The sequence below is a fragment of the Streptomyces sp. NPDC051576 genome (assembly GCF_040681835.1).
In the GTDB taxonomy this organism is placed as follows: Bacteria; Actinomycetota; Actinomycetes; order Streptomycetales; family Streptomycetaceae; genus Streptomyces.
Genome location: NZ_JBFAZO010000008.1, coordinates 335,557 through 354,637, shown reverse-complemented (window position 1 = coordinate 354,637; position 19,081 = coordinate 335,557). Strand labels below are relative to the sequence as shown.

Sequence of the window (19,081 nt, the reverse complement as noted above, 5' to 3'; positions counted from 1 at the left end):
CTTTGTCTTTCGGTACGCGTAATGGGGGTCCGCCTGACGTCAGCCAGAGGAGGAAGGGGGCGGCTGCGACTGACTGGTCAGCGCCGGCAGCAGCAGGGCGTCCATGACCGCGATGAGTCGGTCGGCGTCGGCCTCGGTGCCGGTGAAGAGCTTCTCCACGAAGACGCTGCCCATCAGGAACATCTCGACGTGCGCCAGGGCCGGGTTGTCGGCACGGATCGTTCCGCGCTCGACGTGCCGGGCCAGGATGGTGCGCAGCGCGTCGAGGTAGGGGGCGAACAGGACATCCCGCAGCGCTTGGGCGAGGGCCGGGTCGGACACGACCGCGTGCCAGATCCCCAGGGTGGGGGCACCCTGCGGGTGCGGCGCCGGCATCATGCGAGCCAACGCCACCAGGTCATCGCGCAGGCCGCCGGTGTCGATGCGCGGCAAGGGCGGGTACTTCCGTGCCGTCATCGCCGTGATCACGAGCCTGGGCTTGTTCTCCCACCGCCGGTACAGCGTGGCCGTGCTCGCCTGCGTCCGCCTGGCCACCTCGTCCACGGTCGCCTGCTCGTAGCCGACCTCGGCGACCAGGTCGAAGGTGACGTCGAGGATCTTCCGCTCGCGCTCCTCCGTCAGCCGCTTGCGCCGGTTGGAGGCCGGTGCCTGCTCGCTCATCAGTAACTCCCGCAGTCCAAGTCGCCGGTCCATGCCCGTCCGCCCGGACGAGCAGAATAGAAAACTCGTTTTCGACAATACGTTTTCGATAAGCGCTTGGCAAGTCGGACGGCAAGAGCGTCGGCCCGGTGGTCTCGGCGCCGCCCGGGAGGGCCTGGTGATCGGCGACCCGCCCACGCACCGCGTCGTCCAGCCGAGGAACCGACTGCTGACCGGGGCTGCCCTCTCTCGATGCCGCGGCCGCGCCCGGCAGTCATGTGTCGATGCGCCAGATGACCTGACGGCCAGCAGGGGCCAGGGCTGTAGATCGCCGTCGCCGACCTGCTCCTGGATCATCTTGAGTCCGCTCGCGCGACAGCTCGCTCCACAAGGTCCGCGGCATCGAGAACAGGCGTTGCCGCCCCGCGATGGCCATTTCTGCCTCGCCCTCCCCGACAAGCTGCCGCAGCGCTCGCGCACGACGAAACCCTGTTCGCCGACCCTCCGCTTGAGCTGATGTGCTCTCCGGTTCCTTCGGCACTCTTTCGGCACTGGTGGCTGTCTACTCTCGCCGCTCCCTCGACCGAGAGCCGGACGGATCCGGGGCCAGTGGGCCTCGCCCTCGCGGAACGGACCGCCGGTACCGCACAGAAGCAGGAAGTTCGCACGATGACGCCGCTTGTGGCCACCGACGAAACAGCGCCCTCTTCAGCATCACGCGCGTTGGACGACCTGATAAAAGAGCACAATTCCGCGCTCTTCGCCTACGCACGGACCATGCTGACGGACCATCACCTTGCCGAGGACGTCGTCCAGGAGGCGTTCATCAAGGCCTGGCACCACGCCGACCGCCTGCTCAACCAGGAGGGATCCGTCCGGGGGTGGCTGCTCAAGGTGACCAGGAACCTGATCATCGACCGGATGCGCAGTGCCTACGCCCGCCGGGAAGCCCTCACCCGCGACATTCCCGATACGGCACTGCGCGACGAGACCGACTCGCTCCTGCTCTCCCTCGACGTGGCCTCTCTCCTGCGCGACCTGTCCCCGGAACACCAGGAAGCGCTCGTCCTCATCTACATCTACGGGCGTACGGCGGACGAGGTGTCGCACCTCCTGGGCATTCCGGCGGGCACCGTGAAGTCACGCCATCACTACGCGCTGCGCGGTCTGCGCAAGATGCACGCGGGCTACCGGTCCTGACACGGCTCACGCCGGTGGCCCGGGCCGTCACCAGCGGACGGGCAACTCCTCCAGACCGCCGACCAGAATCCCCGACCGGCGCTTCAACTGCTCGGCCGGTACCGCGAGTTCGAGGGTCGGAAGTCTCGTGAGCAGGGTGGTGAGAACGGTCCTCAGTTCGTTGCGGGCGAATTCACGGCCCACGCAGATCTGAGGACCGTAGCCGAAGGTGAGATGGGGGTTGGGGGCGCGCCGCAGGTCCATCCGGTCCGGGTGCGGGAAGACGGTCGCGTCGCGGTTGGCCGCGGCGATCTCGGCCATGACGGTGCAGCCGCGGGTGAGCGTGGTGCCGCCGAACTCGATGTCGGCGGAGAGGTAGCGGGGCAGTGCGAAGCCGTGGTTGGCGTCGAAGCGCAGTGCTTCCTCCACCGCGGTGGGGACGAGCCCAGGGTCGGCCAGCAGTTCGCGCCAGCGGTCGCGATCGGCGAGCAGCATCGCGGTCATCTTGCCGATCATCTGGGAGGTGGTCTCGTGTCCGGCGACGAGCAACCCGATTCCCGCGCTCGCGAGTTCGGGTTCGTTGAAGCGTCCGTCGTCCGCGTCGACGATCGCGGTGAGTTCGCTGATGACGTCGTCGCCGGGGGTGGCGCGCCGGTTCTCGATGTGCGCGATCATGTACTCGTAGAAATCGCCTCCGGCCTGGTCCATCTCGCTCTGCGTGTGGCGGGTGAGGCTGAGCAGGATCGTCGACCAGCGCAGAATCCGGTCGTGGTCCTGGTGTGGGATCGCGAGGGCCTCGCAGATCACCCACAGGGGCAGTGGCCTCGCGAGGGCACTGATCAGATCGGCGGGTCCCGGGCGAGCGGTCATGGCGTCGATGAGCTCGTCGGCCTTCGCGGCGATGCGGGGGCGCAGTGCGTCGAGCCGCCGCCCGGTCAGGGCCCGGGTGAGGACGGCACGCCAGCGGGTGTGATCGGACCGGTCGTCGCGGTCGGCGTCCGATATCCCCTCTCCGCCGGAATCTGGGTTGTAGAACAGTCCGCCGTCCTCGGCATCGCCCAGTCGGGCGGTGTCCTCCGCGGCCAGGTTCCGGCGGAATCTGCGGTCGGCGAACAGCTTGCGGACGTCTTCGTAGCGGGTCAGCAGCGCGGTCTCGTCACCGCCGGGTGTGCGTACCCATGTCACGGGGCACTTCTCGCGTAACCCGGCCCACTGGGCGGGCGGTTCGAGGGCGCTGGCGCCCTCGAAGGGGTAGTCCTGCGGGTCTGCGTCAGCGTGGCCGGCGGCCGAGGTCATGTCGTGGTCCTGCCTTTCTGGGCGGCGACTTTCGTCACCGGTGGAATCGACTGGAATGAAATGCGGGCCCAGAAGACCGGGCTTCCGGGCCGTGTGGCTCTGCTGGTGCCGGAGGTCAGTACTGGCTCCGTCCGGCTGCGGGAACTGTCTTGCCCCGGTCGCTCTTGGGGATGTCGGCCTTGATCGCGAACCAGACTCCGTTGACGCCCTGGCCGTTCGTGTCGCCGGGCTCCTTGTCCCCGTTGAAGGTGTAGGCGGGCCAGCAGTTGAACGATTCCTGCGCGGTTCCGCCCGGTGTGGTGAACGTGAAGAGGATCTTCGGGCTGAGTCCGGCGGCCTTGGCATCGGCGGCGGTGACCGGGGCGCTCGGTGTCCACTTCTGGAGGCATTTGGCGTCGCAGGCCGTGGTCATCGGCCAGGGAGTGTCCTTGGTGAAGAGGTAGAGCGTGCGGCCGTTCCTGTCCTGGAGGACCTTGCCGAGCTTCGGGCTGTCGAGGACACCCAGAGCCGGTCTGCCGGCACCTGCCCTGGCGCCGTCCGGGGCCGCGGCGTACCACGCCTTCTGGTACCCCTGCCCCTTGGTGTCGCCCGGTTCGTCCTTCGCGTAGGTGTAGAGCGGCTTCCCCGCCAGCGTCAGCTGCTTCGATCCGTCCACCCGGGTGATCGACCCCAGAAGGTCCTCATCGACGCCTTTGCCCGAGGTGGCGGCGTCGGCGGGAACGGGCCGCATCGTCTTGGCGCATTCCGCGACGCAGTTCGACCTGCCCGGAGTCGCCTCGTCCTTGTCGAAGACGTAGACGGTCTTACCGCTCCCGTCGACCACCACGGACTTGAGTTCGTCGTCGACCCGCACGGACACACCCGTAGGAGTGGCTGCCTTGACGTTCCCTTGCGAAACGTTCAAGGAGGGATCGCCGGTCGGGCTGGTCGGGAGCAGGCTGACCTGCTGTGTCTTGCTCGGCTGGGTTCCCTCCGCAGAACCGCACGCGGACAGAAGGAAGGACAGTGCAACTGCCCCCGCCGCGATCCGCAACCCTTGTTCAAGCCTTGTCACGACAGTCCTCACGCTCGGTACTGCCACATCTGACGTGACAGCATCGCCATACACACGATGCAGACATGCCACCGCGTTCGACGTGCCAGGCGCTCCGCGGTGAGGAGGCCCGGCTCGGAGGCCGGCCCGGGGTGGGGGGCGGTGCGGTTACCTCGCGCCCGTCTCGGGCCCGGCGCTTCGTGATCGCCGCTGCCGGTCCAGTTCGTCGTAGCGGGCCCGCATCGCCTCGCCGGCGGCCGGTCCGGCGGTGAACACGTAGGCGTCGCTGTCGTCGAGGCGCTTTCCGGTACGGGCGTCGACCAGGACAGGTTCGGCCTCCTGGCCGGTCTCGGCGTCGACAAGGATCATGGAGCGGTCCGACGGGTCGAGGTGCCGGTTGCCCCAGGCGGCCAGAGCGACGATCACAGGGCGCAGGGAATGTCCCCGCTCGGTGAGGACGTACTCGTGGCGGACTGGGTTCGCCTGGTAGGGCCGGCGTTCCAGCAGGCCGTCGGCGACCAGGGTCTTCAGGCGTGCGGTGAGCATGCTGGTGGAAATGCCCAGGCTCTGCTGGAACTGGTCGAAGCGTGTATAGCCGTCGAAGGCGTCGTGGAGGATCAGCAGCGTCCACCACTCGCCGACGTGCTGCGCCGTGGTCGACAGCGGACACGCGCGGTCCTCCAGTCGGATCCTGCTCGGCATGGCACCCTCCGGAGTTCCTGCTAAAGTCGAAGCCACTTGCTTCTATTTTAGCAGTCACCCGCGGTGCCCATCGGGCCCCGGCCGGCGGGACCGCCCGTACACGGCCGTCCTGCGTCCACGCCGGGAGCGGGCCCCGCCCGGGCTGCCACCATCCAACGCACCTGCGAGGCAGACATGACCGATCACCACGACCTTGTCGACGTCGCCGACCTGCCGGAGGTCGTCCGACGCTATCTGCGGGCCCACGACGCGCGGGACAGCGCGGCCGCCAGGGCCGTCCTCGCGCCCGAGGCCACCGTCACGGACGACGGCCACACCTACCGAGGTCCGGCCGAAATCGGGCGCTGGCTGGAGCGGGCCGCCTCCGAGTACACCTACACCACCACGCCACTCGGGGCCGAGCGCCACGGTCGCGACGGGTACACCGTCGTCCAGCAGCCCGAAGGCGACTTCCCGGGCGGGAAGGTCGATCTGCGCTACCGCTTCGACCTCGACGCGCACGGACGGATCAGCCGGCTCGTCATCGCCCCCTGACGGCCGCCGGCCTGCCGCCCGACTCACCGATCCGTCTCCCTCCCTCAGATCGCGAGGACGCATGAAGACCTGGTTCGTCACCGGCGGGACCCCGGGCGGTTTCGGCCCGGCCTACGCCGACCTCGCCCTGGAGCGCGGTGACAACGTCGTCCTCACCGCCCGCCGCCCGCAGTTGCTCGACGACTGGGCAAGTCCCCACGGGGAGAGGGCACTTGTCCTGCCGCTGGATGTCACCGACACCCAGCAGATCCGTGCGGCCGTCCGTGCCGCCGAGGAACGGTTCGGTGGTATCGATGTCCTGGTCAACAACGCCGGCCGGGGCTGGTACGGCTCCGTCGAGGGCACGTCCGACGCCGATGTGAGGCGGTCCTTCGAGCTGAACTTCTTCTCCGTCACCGAGATGCTGCGTGCCGTCCTTCCCGGCATGCGGGCCCGCGGCAGCGGATGGATCGTCAACATGTCCTCCGTCGCCGGACTGCGGGGCGTGCCCGGCTTCGGCTACTACAGCGCCGCGAAGTCCGCTGTGGAGGGCCTCACCGAGGTACTGCGGCGCGAAGTGGCCCCGTTCGGCATCAGGGTGCTGGCCGTCGAGCCCGGCGCCTTCCGCACCCGCGCGTACTCCTCCTTCGCCGAGGAGCCCGTGTCCGAGATGGTCGACGCCTACCTGCCGCTCGTCCGGTCCGTCCGCGCCTCCATGATCGACCAGGACGGCCGGCAGCCGGGCGACCCCTGCCGGGGGGTGCGGGCCGTCCTGAACGCGATGGACCAGGACGAGCCTCCGCACCGCCTCGTCCTGGGCACGGCCGGCTACGACGCCGTCCGCGGCCAACTGACGGATATGGTCGAGGAGTTGCGCACCTACGAGGCTGCCTCGCGCAGCGCGGACTTCCCTGCCGCGCCATAGGCCGCACTCGGCGGTGCGGGTCAGCTACCTCTCCGGGGCTGTTCCCCGGTACCCGGTTCTCGATCGGGGAACGCCCGCAGTCTCAGCTGTGGAGCCCGGTAGTCGGCGAGCCACCGCATCCGGCGGTCGTCCGCCGCGATCCCGGCGCGTGCGGTCCGGGTCCACTCCTCCCGGTCGAGTATGTCCCCGTACGTCGCCCGGAGCGTTTCCTGCTGGGCCGCGGTGCACCCGACAGCTTCGGGAGATTCCGTGGCCAGGTGCTGAGTGAGCACCGCGAGCGTGAAGTAGCGCGCGATGGTCGGACGGAGCGAGCCCGCATGCCGGGCGTGAGCTTCCAGAACCGTCCCCGCATGAGGGTAGAGAGCAAGCGTGCGGCCCATCCCGCGGCAGCCGCTCATGACATGGAGGAGCCGGCCGATGTGATCGACCATCTCGTGGTCATGGTCGAGGGCTCCCAGTTCCTCGTGGAGTCTGGTGACCGTGGCGACCTTCCCGGCGAAGTATCCGTTGAGGAGGTCGCCGTCGCAGGCCCGGCGCAGCAGCCATGCCCGGACGACCGGGTCGTCGTCGAGCCAGCAGAGCGCGTCGACGACGTAGACGCGCCCCCAGCCCGTCACGCGCTCGGCGAGCCACAACAGGGCCTCAACGCCTCCCGGCCCCGTCTCGAAAGCGTGCACCGCCAGTGGCCCGAACTGATGGGAGAGCAGCCCGATCGTCTGGATCAGCGGGATGTCGGCGGCCGTACCCACCGCGGCCAGCAGGGCGAGCCCCACGGTGACCGCACATCGGTCGGTCCCGTGCCGGACGAGCCAACGCCCCGTTCGGCGAACACGTTCCCGGTCGGCCCGCTCGGCCGCCGCGGCGGTGTGCTCGTTGGGCGAGAGGGGACGTAGACGTCGTGGAACGCGTCGGCCAATTCGTTAGGAAGGGCGGCGAGTTGAGCGAAGTGCGTGTCCAGGACGAGCGCCGCGTCCTGGCCGGCCAGGGACCGGTCGACCGGTGACCTCGGGCCTCGCCGACCACGGTGGCATCCGTCGTCGGGATACGGTTCCCCGTTGCGCGCAAGCGGCTTGCCCGGAGTCAGCCGATGCAGCCGGAGCGCGTGCTCGAACAGGGTCGTCGGTGATCCGGGCAGCCCTGGCCCGGCCGTCTCGCTCATCGGCGGACGGAGCACTCGATTCTTCCGATCATGACCCGCAGCATGCCATCGCCGTCGACACCGGAACAAGCCCCTGTGCGCGTCAACTCCCGCGCACGCGGCGGCAGCCGAGACCGACGCGATCCACGCTCGCCGCACCGTCCGGGCTCAGAACGACCCGTCGTCGCGCGTGTAGTTGGGGCTGAGGTGCAGCAACGCCGCTACGGCGGGGCTCGGTTCGCGTCCCGCGCGGACCGCGAACGACAGGGTGAGCGAGGGGACAGGGCCGGACACCGGCTTGATGACCACCCCAGTCGTATCTGCCTGATCGTAGCGCGGGACGACCGCCGCACCGCCGATGGCCCGCACGTACGACGCGGCCGAGGCGATGTCCGTGATCTCGACGGACACCCGGCGCGTGATGCCGAGTTCACCGAAGGCACGGTCCATGGCGGCGCGTGAGCCGAAGCCGTTCGCACCGGAGACGAAGTTCTCGTGGGCGAGGTCCTTGAGCGCGACGCGTTCCCGCCGCGCCAGGGGGTGCTCGGACGGCAGGATCGCCACATACGGGATGGTCGCGAAGTGCCTCAGCTCCAGATCGTGCGCGTCGGCGGCGGCCAGGGCCACGACGCCGACGTCGAGACGGCCGCGTCGCACGTCCTCGGCGATCCCTCCCGCGCCGGACCCGGAGACCTGGATCTGTATGTCCACCAAAGGGTGGCGCTGGCGGAAAGCCCCCACCAGGCGCGGCAGATCGAGAGCCGTCATGCGGGTCATCGTGCCGATGCGCAGGCTGCCCCGCAGGGTGCGCGACGCCTCGCCGACCACCTCCCTCGCCCGCTCCGCCGCCACGACGACCGCCTTGGCCTCGGGCAGAAACGCCTCACCCGCCGCCGACAGGGCCACCGTCCTGGTCGACCGGTCGAAGAGCGACACCTGAAGCTCGTCCTCCAGGGCGCGGACAGCCGCCGACACGGTCGACTGAGCTGCGAAGAGGCGGGCCGCGGCGCGGGTGAAGCTGAGCTCCTCGGCCACGGTGATGAAATAACGCAACTGCCTTAATTCCACCGGCCAATTATCGATTTCCTCGATAACACATGTCAATGTTTTTCGTTGGACTCGATATGCCTTCTGCGCCAGGCTTTCAGCGGCAGCAACTCCCGCTGCCCGATGAAGGGATGGTCATGAGCAAGCAGGTTCTGATCGTTGGAGGCACCTCGGGCATCGGCCGCGAGCTGGCCGCGGCGTATGCCCGCCAGGGTGCCTCCGTGATCGTCGCCGGGCGCGACGGCGCCCGCGCGGAGAGGACAGCCGAGGAGATCAACTCCGAGACGGATGCCGGCCATGTGCGGGGGATCGCGGCCGATCTCGCCAAGCCCGAGAGCCTCGAACCGTCGCTGAGCGGCATCGAGCATGTCGACGCGATCGTGCTCGCGGGCATGCGGCGCGACAACAACACGATCGCGGGCTACGACATCGCCGGGGCAACGGAGTTGGCCATCGCGAAGGTCGTCGGCTACACCACGGTCGTCCACACCCTGCGCTCGCGTATCTCCCCCACCGGCTCCGTGCTGCTCTTCGGCGGGCTCGCCAAGGACGTGCCCTACCCCGGCTCCACCACCATCACCACGGTAAACGCCGGGGTGACGGGCCTGGTGGCGACGCTGGCGAAGGAGCTCGCGCCGGTCCGCGTCAACGCCATCCACCCCGGCATGGTCGGCGACAGCCCCTACTGGGCCGGCAACCAGCCCGCCGTCGAAGTGGCACGCGCGCGGATCCTGACCGGCGTCGTCCCCACGATGCGCGACATCGTCGAGGGCTCCCTGTTCCTGCTGGAGAACCCGGCCGCGAACGGCGTGAACCTCGATCTCAACGGCGGCCACGCATGATCCACGCCCTGCCCACACTGGCCGTCATCGGCATCGGCCGGATCAGCCGCCCCATGGTGGTGCGCCTGCGCAGGGCAGGGCACAGCGTCACCGTCACCAACCGCACCCCCGGACGCGCCCTCGACGTGGCGGGCGAGACGGGCGCGTGCGTGGTCGGTTCCCCGCGCGAGGCGGCCTCGTCCGCCGACATCGTCATCGTCTCCCTGACCGACGACACGGCGGTCGGCGAGGTCTACGACGGGCCCGACGGCGTCCTCGCCGGACTGCGCGAGGGAGCAACTGTCCTGGAGACCAGCACAGTTGCTCCGCAGACGACCCGGGACCTCGCACCCCGGGTCCGCGCACGCGGCGCCACGCTCCTCGACGCCCCGATGTCCGGCTCCGTCGAACTCGCCACCCGCGGCGAACTCACCTTCCTGACCGGCGGCCCCAAGGAAGCACTCGACCGGGTCCGTCCCGTCCTGGACGTCCTGGCCACCCGCATCCTCCACTTCGGAGAATCGGGCAACGGCAACATCATGAAACTGGCCATCAACTCCCTCCTCCTGTCGCTGGCGACAGCACTGGCCGAAGCACTCGTCCTCGCGGAACGCGCCGGCATCGACCGCGCCGACGCCTACGACGCCTTCACCCAGAGCCCCGCCGCGGCCCCCTTCGTCCTCTACAACCGCGACAACTTCGTACGACCACACGACGCGGCCATCCACATGACCCTGTCCCTCGTCGCCAAAGACCTCACACTCATCGACGCCCTGGCAGCATCCGTGGGCGTGCCCATGGCCCGGCTGGACGCAAGCCACGGGCTCATCGACCAGGCCATGGCCGCAGGACTGGGCGATCGTGACGGCGTCTCCGCCCTGGCCGAACTCCTGCGGCACAACGCCACAACCCGACCGGGACAGACCCCGGGGCAGATCCAACAGCCCACCACTCCGTGACCCGCTGAACACCGTCACCCGACCACGGGCTCGCTCCCTTTGCCGGTCCACCGGGCCGCGCGTCCGACCGGCCGGCGCACTCGGTCGAGTCGCGCCCGCCGCCCACGTGGCCGTGGCCGGCCGCCAATCCGGATGACGGGCGGGCGTACCTGCACACGTCTGAAACCGACCGGGGCCGCGGCCACTCCCCGCTGTCCCGGAGGAAATCCCCCCGTCAAGAGGTGTCGCCGACGCAATCTGTGTCGACACCCCTTGACGGCGCCCAACTGCCATACGTGGCAACGCCGTTGGACCCTTGCGATGTTTGCGCACTCAGCACACGGCCAGAGGCCCGCGCCGACGCGCAGGCCGCCCTGGCGGCGAACGCATGCGGCAACCCCGTCGTCGCCCTGACCGGCCGCAGGGCAAGTCCCGTGCATGCACATCAGCAGTCCGCGCCGGCCGCAGCGTCACATCGCGCCGCTGCGCCCGCCGCACGGAGATCCACACGAGTACCGCCATGATCCTCCGCCAACACCCCAACCCCTTCGCTCCACTCGGGAGGTGCGAAAATGAAGCCAGAATCGGCGCCCGCGACAGAGCACCCGCTGCGCTTCTCGATCCTCGGCCCGCTGCGAGCCTGGTACCGGGACACGGAGCTGCACCTCGGACCTCCCAAACAGCAAGGCGTGCTGGCGTTGCTGCTGGTGCAGGCGGGGCAGCCCGTGCCGCTGCATCACCTGGTCGACGCGTTGTGGGGCGACGACCCTCCCGGGCGGGCCGTCAACGTGGTGCACCGTCATGTGGGCGCCTTACGGAGGCTGTTCGAGCCCGGTCTCACACAGCGAGGCAGGGCGCAGGTGCTGGTACGGGCCGCCGGGGGCTACCGGCTCAACCTCGGATCCGATGCCTCGGATCTCCTGCAGTTTCGACAACTGCGCGACGCGGGCCAGGAAGCCGCCGACGACGGCCGACCGGAGGAGGCTGCGGACCTGCTCCTGAAGGCGCTTTCGCTGTGGCACGGCCCTACGGCGGCCGGCCTGCCACATGAGCTGCGCTCGCACCCCGTCTTCGCCGCGGTCGACTCGGAGTACTACCGCGCCGCCCGGGCCGCCGCCGAGGCATCCCTCGCGGCCGGACGCACCAAGGCCGCCCTCCCGCTCCTGCGGCAGGCCGCCCAGGGCGACCCCCTCAACGAACTCCTCCAGGCCGGCTTCATCCGTGTCCTGGCGGCCGAGGGACATACCGCACAAGCCCTGGAGCACTACCGAAGCGTCCGCGCACGGCTGGCCGGCGAACTGGGAGTCGACCCGGGCCCCGAACTCCGCGCCGCGCAAGCCGACGTCCTGCACGGAACAGACACAGCCCCGGACACGACTCCCAGCACCACGGCGTCCACAGCGTCTCCCGAACAGAGCTGGTCCTCGGTCCGGCCGGCCCAACTACCCGCGACCTTGCACGTGTTCACCGGACGACGTGAGGAACTGGAGCACCTGGACTCGCTGCTGCCGGCCGACGCCCACACAGCCGTCGCCATCGGGGGAGCTCCCGGCGTCGGGAAGACCACGCTCGCCCTGCACTGGGCCCACCGCAACTCCCACCGGTTCCCGGACGGCCAGCTCTACATCAACCTGCGGGGCTACGACCCCGCAGGAGATCCCCTGACCCCGTCCATGGCGATCTGCTACTTCCTGGAATCGCTCGGCATACCGAGCGAACGCATTCCCCCGAGCCTCGACAGCCGGATCGCGCTCTACCGCAGCATCCTGGCACGACGCCGCTGCCTGATCGTTCTCGACAACGCACGAGAAGCAAAGCAGGTACGCCCGCTCCTGCCCGGAAATCCAGACTGCTTCACGGTCATCACCAGCCGCGAGGAAATGACCGGCCTGACGGCCTCCGCAGCAGCGAGCCTCCTCAACGTGAGCACACTCACCGCGGCGGAGTCACTCGATTTTCTTTCCAGAAGACTCGGGAAGTCACGAGTGGAGCGAGAACGCGGCGCAGCAATCGAAATCGCCGCGCACTGCGGCGCACTTCCTCTCGCCCTCGCCATCGTCTGCGCACGCGCCAGCAGCCGGCCGGCCGTTCCGCTGTCAGACATCGCGGCCGAACTCGCGGCAAGCCGCGACAGCCTCCGCGCGTTCACACTGACCGGCGAGAGCGACCCCGCCACGGATACCCGCTCCGTCTTCTCCTGGTCATACCGTGCACTCACCGAACAGGCCGCCGGTGCATTCATACGCCTGTGCCTGAGCCCCGCGCACAGTGTGTCGATCCACGCCGCGGCAAGCCTGACCGGACTCACCGTGAAAAACACCCGACGCGTGATGTCGGAACTTCACCGGGCCAACCTGTGGACTGAATACAAGACCGAGCAATACATCACGCACGATCTCCTCAAAGTATTCAGTCAGGAAATCGCCCGCACCACGTCCGGAAACACCCTCACGGCCGCACGGCGTCGCCTCTACGACCACTACCTACACACGGCACATCACGCATCCAGCGCCATCAACACACACCGGGAACACCCCGCGCTCACGGCCGCCGCACCCGGAACGCACGTCGTCTCCTTCACCAGCACGGAGTACGCAGCCGAATGGCTGCACCAGGAGCTGCCCGCACTCCAGGCCATCGTCCTCGGCCACGACCACTACGGCGCAGGCGCACAGGTGTGGCGCCTGGCGGCTGTCCTTGAGCTGGTATTTGATCGCAGCGGCCGGCGCCAGGAGCAGATCGCCATTCAAAGCTCCGCGCTATCAGCCGCCCAACAGGCCGGCGACACCGAGGGGCAGGCACAGATGCACAGATCCCTCGGTTTCGCACTCGGCCGCACCGGCGACGATTCCGCTGCCGAAACCCACCTGCACGAAGCACTGACAATATTTTCCACCGCCGGCGACCTGCTGGGAGCGGCACTCACCCATCGCTACCTCGCCTTTCTCAGCAACGCCAGAAACCGGCATCACGAAGCCCTGTCACATTATGAAGCCGCCTCATCCCTGTATCGGAGCGCAATGTACGAGGTCGGGCTGGCCGCTGTAACCAACGAGGTCGGATGGACCTATATCCTTCTCGAAGATTTCGAAGGCGCGGCAGCATCCTGCCGTCACGCCGTTGGCATCGCCCGCGAGGTCGGAAACCGGAATATCGAAGCAGCATCATGGGACAGCCTCGGCGTCGCCTACCACCGCCTCGCACGGCACTCGGAAGCGCTTGAGGCACTCCACCGGGCGCTGGCCCTCTACCGCGAACTCAACGACGCATACCTGATCGCCGACACACTGATACACATCGGCGACGTGCACTCCCCCGACTCCCCGCACGAAGCCCATCAGGCATGGACCGACGCACTGAAAATACTCGATTCACTCGGCCACCCCGAAGGCGACCTGCTCCGGGACCGAATCAGCAAGTGAGACGACGACCGCGTCCCATGGCCCCGACCGGGCTCCGGGCGCGGGCGCGTACGAGGCGGCGGGGACGTGGCCGGGCTGCACGCAACCCGGCACGACTGAAAGAGCGGAGTTCACCACCGGTCGGCACTCCGGCTCGCTGAACAGGACGTTCAAGGAAGCCGGGAGTCGCGGGAACACGCCGAGCAGCGCGCCGGCGCCATCAACCGGCACACCGCACTGCGGCCGGAGCGTCGGGATGTCCGCGACGGACTGCGGACCGAGGACTGGCTGTCCGCTGGTCCCAGCCGCCGCAGGCACTGGCCTCGCGGTCGGGGTTCACAGACAGGCGGATCGGGGCGCCGTTGGTGAGGGCGGGTGGGTCATCCGGAGATGGGATCGGGGCGTGTGCCCGCGGGGTGGGCCGCCCGGAGGTATTTCATGGCCGTGATGGGGGACAGTCCGAAGAGCCGGATGAGGTGGAGCGGGTCCCGGGTGTGTTTCGCTTCGTCGAGGATGCGGTCCGCGCGCAGGCTGCTGATCTGCAGGTTGAGGCGGTGCAGGGTCTTGGTGATGGCCTGCGCGTTGACCGGGGGGTGGGTGTCGTCCGTGGCGGTCCGTGCGGTGACCAGCAGGTGGGGGTTGGTGGTGGCCGGCCATCTCCGGTGCCGTTCGGTCAGCCACCGGGTGAGGAGGTGGAAGGTGATGTCGTCCAGATAGACGGTGTGGTGGAGCCGTCCGGGGCGGCGGACGGTGAGGTGGCCCCGGCTGCGGTCCACATCGTCGAGCAGGAGTCCGCGCTGGTCGTGGGTGCTCAGGGCGTGGACGGCGGCCAGCACGAAGCTGAGCTGGTTGCGTGAGTCGGGAAGCTGGTCGAGGACACCGTGGAGGCGGTGGTCGGGCAGCGGGACGGGCAGCTTCCGGCTGGTGGACAGCACGATGGAGCGGGTGGGGTCCCGGAAGATCAGCTTCTCGCGTTTGAGCGCGCGGAAGAGCGAACGCAGCGGTGTGGCAAGGGCCTTGGCGTCCTCGCCCTTCAACGCCTTCAGTGTCTCCCGGACGTGCTCGCCCGTCACTGCGCGCAGATCGCCGATGCCGGTCTCGTGCCAGGCGCGAAGACACGGTGAGACGCGGCGTACGTAGGCGCAGACCGTCGTCGGGGCCAGCGGCACGCTGGGCCGGGTGGCCTGGCCGGAGAGGACATCGATCCACCGGTGGACCGCGGAGCGGAAGGGCTGCGGGGCCGTGTCGGCGAGGCGGCGGGCGCGGGCCGAGGCGGCATCGGAGCGGCGGTCGGGCAGGAGCCGGCCCGTCACTCGCAGGTAGTTGACGACCCGGGCGCCGTTGAAGTGGTGGCGGCGGGCGAGGAGGCGGATGTCCTCTTCCCGCAGGGGTGCGTCGGCGCCGAGGTGGGCGAGCAGGACCCGCAGGGTGCGGATGCTCGTGCCGAGGGCCTTCCGCGTCCAGCCGCGCTCGCGGATGTGGGCGACGAAGCCGTCCAGGACCTCCTGCGCCTTGGGAGTCAGCGCCGGAAGACGCCGGTCCTCGACGCGGGACCAGTCGCGTGCGAGGGGGAACAGGTCCAGCTGGCCGGGGAGTGCGAGATGCGGGGAGACGGGGCGGGCGGCGCGCGAGGTCTGGATGGCGGTGCGGCGTTTGGCCTGCAGCCGGCGCCGGCCGTAGAGGCCGTCCGGCTCGTCGGCCCGGTCGGGGTCGACCCGTAGGTGGGGGGGGGCGAACGGTCCGCCGAGCCAAAGTTGGTCGCCGCCGTCCAGGGCGATGCCGTCGAGGTCGTACTGGGTCTCGGAGAGGAAGAGGACGCACCGGCGGCAGTGGTCGTCGCGCAGGGGCAGGACACGCCCGCAGCGATGACACGGCCCGTCGACGCGGTCCGTGCCCCAGTTGAGGCAAGGTGCGCAGCGTTGTTCCCGCTCGTTCGTCCAGGCCAGGCACTCCCGGCAACTGCCGTGTCCCCGCGCCATCCAGGACGGTACGAGTCGTGGCCGCCGCCGCGTCAGCAAGCCGGCCCGGTCCAGGGCTTGCAGCAGTGTGGGGCGCATCTGCGGCAGGTCCGCCAGCGACTCGGGCCGTACCAGGTCTTCGTCCGGTGGCCGGGAGGCGAGCGCGAGACGGGCGCAGTCGCCGGTGTGGAACATCCAGGTCTCGCCCACCCCGCGTTCGGCGGCCATCTCCTCAAGGACTGCCAGGAGGCGCGGCAGACCCGCGATGCTCCGGCCGCGGAGCCGGCGCCCGTGCTCGCGGGTGAAGGACCGCGGCCACGGCGCGAACAGCCCCAGCTGCCCCGGAACTTCCTCGACACAGACCCGCGGATCGTCCAGAGGGGCCGGCGCCGGGGCGCGTACCCGCCGGGGTACACACTCACGGACTCGCCGCCCCGTACGAGTGTGGTGGAGCGGGAAGCTGGAGAGCCGTACGCCGTCGATGTGCAGGGCCAGCTGGAGCGGCCTCCCGGACGGGGAGCGCGCGCCCCTCCATCTCGGCGCGCATCCATGCGTCGTCCTCGCCCAGGCGCAGGGCGATGCGGCAGCCCCGGCAGGTGCCGTCCGCGCCCACGACCGCCGGCCAGCCGCACCGGCGACAGACGTCGTCGTGAAGCCGTCCCTGCGCGACCCGGTAGCGGCCGTCGCGGCAGCCGGGGCACAGGCCGCGGGCGGTGACCGGTCCCCAGCCGGCGCACAGGGCGCACGACGCCGGCAACTTCGTTGCCTGCAAGGTCAGTTGGGCGGCAGCGGGCGGCGCCGACCGACCGCGCCGCCCGTCTGCATCGGTACGGGACGGCCGCCGCTGCCCGCGTGCGGATGTTCACCCACGGCCTGGGGCCGCTCCCCTTGCCCGGTGTGCTCGGCCGCGAGCGGCTCCGCCGTCATCAGGTCCGCGACTGTGCAGTTGAGGGCGGCACAGATCATGTCGAGATCATCGAGCCGTACGGTCACCGGCTTGCTCGACCACAGCGCGCACACCTTGCTCAGCGAGGGCGTGAACCCGACCTGCTCGAACGCGGTCTTCAGATCACTGGGCCGCCAGATGTCCCGCTTCGCCGCCACCCAGCGCAGATTCCACTTCACGGCCTCACGCCTCCCCGCTCAGCCGGCGTACGGCGCGCCGGGACGACTCCAGACTCGCGCGCTCCGGATCCCCCTTCGCCGTCGCCAGGTACCCCACCGTGGTGGTCGGACACTCGTGCCCCAGAAGCACCTGAACATCCCAAAGCGGCATTCCGTCCTCGTAGTTGTGGGTCGCGCACGCGTGGCGCAGCAGATGCGGGAAGAGCACGGTCACCGTGCCCTTGAGGTGCGCGAGCGAGGCCCGGCGCAACGAGCGGCGGAAGGTGTCGGCACACATCGCCGGCGCGATCGGCAGGTCCGCGCCCAGCGCGGTCGGCAGCCGCTCGGACGGGAACAACGGGGCATACGGATCAAGGCAGTTGTCCGGGAACAGGCCCCGGACGTTTTCGACGTACCACCACAGCAGAGCGCGCCCCTCGGCGAACATGAACGCCTCCCGCTCGCGCCCTTGCCCCGGACCAGGAAACGGCCCCACTGGCCGCTGTCCCAGTGCAGGTCCCCGAGCCGGACCAGGCACAGTTCGGTGGCGCGCGCCCCGGAGAGGTAGGCCGTCTTCGCCATCACGTAGTTGCGGACGGCCACCGGATACTTGCGCGCCGTCTCCAGCTCCTGGCGCCAGGAGGCGAAGAACGCCTTCATCTCAGCCCGCGACGGAGGAATCCGCAGCCCGAAATCCCCCCGGTGGCGCGGCCGGTTGAAGGCGTCGACCGGCGACTCGACCGCCGTACCGAACCTGCGCAGGATCTCGCCGGCGTACCGCTGTTCCAGGAATGCGAAGTACTGGTCGATGCTCGTGATCTTCTTGCGGACCGTGGAATGGGCGCGCTTGCCGGGCCCGGCGAAATACTGGTCCAGCATCCGCGAGGACAGCTCCCACGGCAGGACGCCGTGGAAGGTGCAGATCTCGATCACGGGCTGCACCAGCTGGTTCAGCGTCGTCGCCGCGAGTCCGGCAACATCACGGGCCCAGCAGTACTCGGCGAGGGTGTCCTGGTAGAGCGCCTCCTCGGCCTCCCGGGACGAGGGGTGGAAACTGCGGCGCTGCAGGGTGAGGACGTCCGCCAGGCCCTCTTCCTGCCCAGCGGTCCCGCTCGGCTCGCCGCGTCCACCAATCAGCGTGAAGCGACGGGTATCGGAATCCACCACGGACATGCAAATTGCGGAACTAGATCCTGAAATCTACGAGTTACTCGCATATCTTCACCCATTCGAGTGGTCGACGAGCTGGCGCGGTCAGCCTGGGTGAACAGCTCGAACACCCGCAGGCCGTCCGCCGACGAACCCGTCGACACTCCACTTCGTTCCTGCGCGACAACTTCTACGCGGAACTCGTCCCCGAACTGGTCGGCGAGGACGGTGTGATCCGCGGTCCCGCCGGGAGCGGGCGGACCGCGTTCGTCGGTCAGGACGACATCGCCGACGCGGCCGCGGCGGTGCTGACCCGGCCGGCCGACCACGCCGGGGCGGTGTACGACCTGACCGGCCCCGAGTCCCTGACGCTCGGTGAGGCCGCCGCCGTCCTGTCCGAGGTCCTCGGCCATGCCGTCACATACCAGCCCGAGACCGTCGAGGAGGCCTACGCCTCACGCGCCTCCTACGGCGCCCCTCAGTGGCAGCTCGACGCCTGGGTGTCCACCTATACGGCCATCGCCGCCGGCCAACTCGACGGCGTCACCGATGCCGTACCACGCCTGACCGGCCGTCCCGCCACTCCGCTCGCGGAGATCGTCGCCGGGACCCGGGGCTGACCCCGGGCACCTTCCGCGAGGAGCAGCGCCGAGGTGCCCGGGGTCAGGTCCGAGGGCCGGTCGCCAGCATGGCCCATACGGTCTTGCCCGCGGGGCGGGTCCCGCCCGCTCGGTAGCGCTTGGTCCAGCCCCAGTGTTCGGACAGGGCGTCGACGATGCGCAGGCCGCGGCCGTCCTCGTCCAGGGGGTCACCCGTCCGCCGGTAGACGGGCGGGCTGTCGCTCGGGTCGATGACGGCGCAGACCAGGTGGTTGGCCCGCTGGGTGAGCTTGACCCACACCTCGGCGTCACCGTCCGGGGTGTGCGGCAGGGCGTGTACCACAGCGTTGGCGGCCAGTTCAGCGATGACGGCGAGGGCATCGGCGCGGCAGTGGTCCAAGTCCCAGTTGCCCAGGGTGAGTCGGGTGAAGTCGCGGGCCCGGGCGCATCCCTGCGCGGTGCCGGGCAGGCGCAGTGCGGCGGTCCGGGATGAACTGCGCGTCGGTTTCTGGTGCAGGCGCCTGGGGGCGTCGAGCGGTGCGGTGGGGTCCGGTGATGGCGCGGCCGTGCCGGAAACTCGGGGCACTTGGTGCGCGGGTGAGGACACAGCGTCTCCCTGATGGGGCGTCAGCTTGTGGG

Annotated in this window: 17 protein-coding genes and 1 pseudogene; 7 read left to right on the top strand and 11 right to left on the bottom strand. The window is 69.6% G+C overall.

Going from position 1 to position 19,081, the window contains the following annotated elements; genetic code table 11:
* Positions 1-39: 39 nt before the first annotated feature.
* A complete protein-coding gene (locus AB0M63_RS27200; RefSeq protein WP_366021235.1) occupies positions 40-660 on the bottom strand; it encodes a TetR/AcrR family transcriptional regulator in 621 nt (206 codons plus the stop codon).
* A gap of 648 nt (positions 661-1,308) precedes the next feature.
* Between AB0M63_RS27200 and AB0M63_RS27195 the strand changes: the two genes are divergently transcribed.
* On the top strand, positions 1,309-1,839 hold the full coding sequence (locus tag AB0M63_RS27195) for a sigma-70 family RNA polymerase sigma factor (protein ID WP_366021234.1): 531 nt from the start codon (positions 1,309-1,311) through the stop codon (positions 1,837-1,839).
* A gap of 27 nt (positions 1,840-1,866) precedes the next feature.
* Here the strand turns inward: AB0M63_RS27195 and AB0M63_RS27190 are convergent, their stop codons facing one another.
* From AB0M63_RS27190 to AB0M63_RS27180, 3 genes are all read right to left on the bottom strand, one after another.
* Positions 1,867-3,114 carry a cytochrome P450 gene (locus AB0M63_RS27190; RefSeq protein WP_366021233.1) on the bottom strand — a complete coding sequence of 416 codons (1,248 nt, stop codon included), beginning with the start codon at positions 3,112-3,114 and terminating at the stop codon, positions 1,867-1,869.
* 115 nt (positions 3,115-3,229) lie between these two features.
* Positions 3,230-4,168, bottom strand: coding sequence for an SCO0930 family lipoprotein (locus AB0M63_RS27185; protein ID WP_355908953.1), 939 nt, complete (start codon positions 4,166-4,168; stop codon positions 3,230-3,232).
* Positions 4,169-4,315: 147 nt separating this feature from the next.
* Entirely contained in the window at positions 4,316-4,849 is a 534-nt protein-coding gene (locus AB0M63_RS27180) for a helix-turn-helix domain-containing protein (RefSeq protein WP_355908950.1), read from the bottom strand.
* Positions 4,850-5,023: 174 nt separating this feature from the next.
* On the opposite strand from AB0M63_RS27180, the gene AB0M63_RS27175 reads away from it, so the two are divergent.
* Positions 5,024-5,383, top strand: coding sequence for a nuclear transport factor 2 family protein (locus tag AB0M63_RS27175; protein ID WP_366021232.1), 360 nt, complete (start codon positions 5,024-5,026; stop codon positions 5,381-5,383).
* 61 nt (positions 5,384-5,444) lie between these two features.
* Positions 5,445-6,287 carry an SDR family NAD(P)-dependent oxidoreductase gene (locus AB0M63_RS27170; protein ID WP_355908944.1) on the top strand — a complete coding sequence of 281 codons (843 nt, stop codon included), beginning with the start codon at positions 5,445-5,447 and terminating at the stop codon, positions 6,285-6,287.
* A 20-nt stretch (positions 6,288-6,307) separates the two neighbouring features.
* On the opposite strand, the gene AB0M63_RS27165 is transcribed toward AB0M63_RS27170, so the two are convergent.
* Positions 6,308-7,060: a hypothetical protein gene (locus AB0M63_RS27165; protein WP_366021231.1), complete on the bottom strand. Its 753-nt coding sequence runs from the start codon at positions 7,058-7,060 to the stop codon at positions 6,308-6,310.
* Positions 7,061-7,593: 533 nt separating this feature from the next.
* Complete coding sequence (locus AB0M63_RS27160; RefSeq protein WP_355908938.1) at positions 7,594-8,493, bottom strand: LysR family transcriptional regulator; 900 nt, start codon at positions 8,491-8,493, stop codon at positions 7,594-7,596.
* 116 nt (positions 8,494-8,609) lie between these two features.
* Between AB0M63_RS27160 and AB0M63_RS27155 the strand changes: the two genes are divergently transcribed.
* The 3 genes from AB0M63_RS27155 (at position 8,610) to AB0M63_RS27145 (ending at position 13,653) form a co-directional block, all read left to right on the top strand.
* A complete protein-coding gene (locus tag AB0M63_RS27155) occupies positions 8,610-9,314 on the top strand; it encodes an SDR family NAD(P)-dependent oxidoreductase (protein ID WP_366021230.1) in 705 nt (234 codons plus the stop codon).
* Positions 9,311-10,252 (top strand): NAD(P)-dependent oxidoreductase, encoded by a 942-nt coding sequence (locus AB0M63_RS27150; RefSeq protein WP_366021229.1) that lies wholly within the window; start codon positions 9,311-9,313, stop codon positions 10,250-10,252. The genes AB0M63_RS27155 and AB0M63_RS27150 overlap by 4 nt, the downstream gene beginning before the upstream one ends.
* A 551-nt stretch (positions 10,253-10,803) precedes the next feature.
* Positions 10,804-13,653, top strand: coding sequence for a BTAD domain-containing putative transcriptional regulator (locus AB0M63_RS27145; RefSeq protein ID WP_366021228.1), 2,850 nt, complete (start codon positions 10,804-10,806; stop codon positions 13,651-13,653).
* A gap of 359 nt (positions 13,654-14,012) precedes the next feature.
* On the opposite strand, the gene AB0M63_RS27140 is transcribed toward AB0M63_RS27145, so the two are convergent.
* The 4 genes from AB0M63_RS27140 to AB0M63_RS27125 all read right to left on the bottom strand — a co-directional run bounded on the left by AB0M63_RS27140 (position 14,013) and on the right by AB0M63_RS27125 (position 17,861).
* Complete coding sequence (locus AB0M63_RS27140) at positions 14,013-15,818, bottom strand: hypothetical protein (RefSeq protein WP_366021227.1); 1,806 nt, start codon at positions 15,816-15,818, stop codon at positions 14,013-14,015.
* Between the two features lie 546 nt (positions 15,819-16,364).
* Positions 16,365-16,715: a helix-turn-helix transcriptional regulator gene (locus tag AB0M63_RS27135; RefSeq protein WP_355908923.1), complete on the bottom strand. Its 351-nt coding sequence runs from the start codon at positions 16,713-16,715 to the stop codon at positions 16,365-16,367.
* Between the two features lie 4 nt (positions 16,716-16,719).
* Positions 16,720-16,992 carry a tyrosine-type recombinase/integrase gene (locus AB0M63_RS27130; RefSeq protein WP_355908920.1) on the bottom strand — a complete coding sequence of 91 codons (273 nt, stop codon included), beginning with the start codon at positions 16,990-16,992 and terminating at the stop codon, positions 16,720-16,722.
* Positions 16,926-17,861: a hypothetical protein gene (locus AB0M63_RS27125; protein WP_355908917.1), complete on the bottom strand. Its 936-nt coding sequence runs from the start codon at positions 17,859-17,861 to the stop codon at positions 16,926-16,928. The genes AB0M63_RS27130 and AB0M63_RS27125 overlap by 67 nt, the downstream gene beginning before the upstream one ends.
* Before the next feature lie 152 nt (positions 17,862-18,013).
* On the opposite strand from AB0M63_RS27125, the pseudogene AB0M63_RS27120 reads away from it, so the two are divergent.
* A pseudogene (locus tag AB0M63_RS27120) lies at positions 18,014-18,463 on the top strand (SDR family NAD(P)-dependent oxidoreductase); the annotation flags it as partial.
* Between the two features lie 43 nt (positions 18,464-18,506).
* Here the strand turns inward: AB0M63_RS27120 and AB0M63_RS27115 are convergent.
* Complete coding sequence (locus tag AB0M63_RS27115) at positions 18,507-19,049, bottom strand: ATP-binding protein (RefSeq protein WP_366021226.1); 543 nt, start codon at positions 19,047-19,049, stop codon at positions 18,507-18,509.
* Positions 19,050-19,081: the final 32 nt, after the last annotated feature.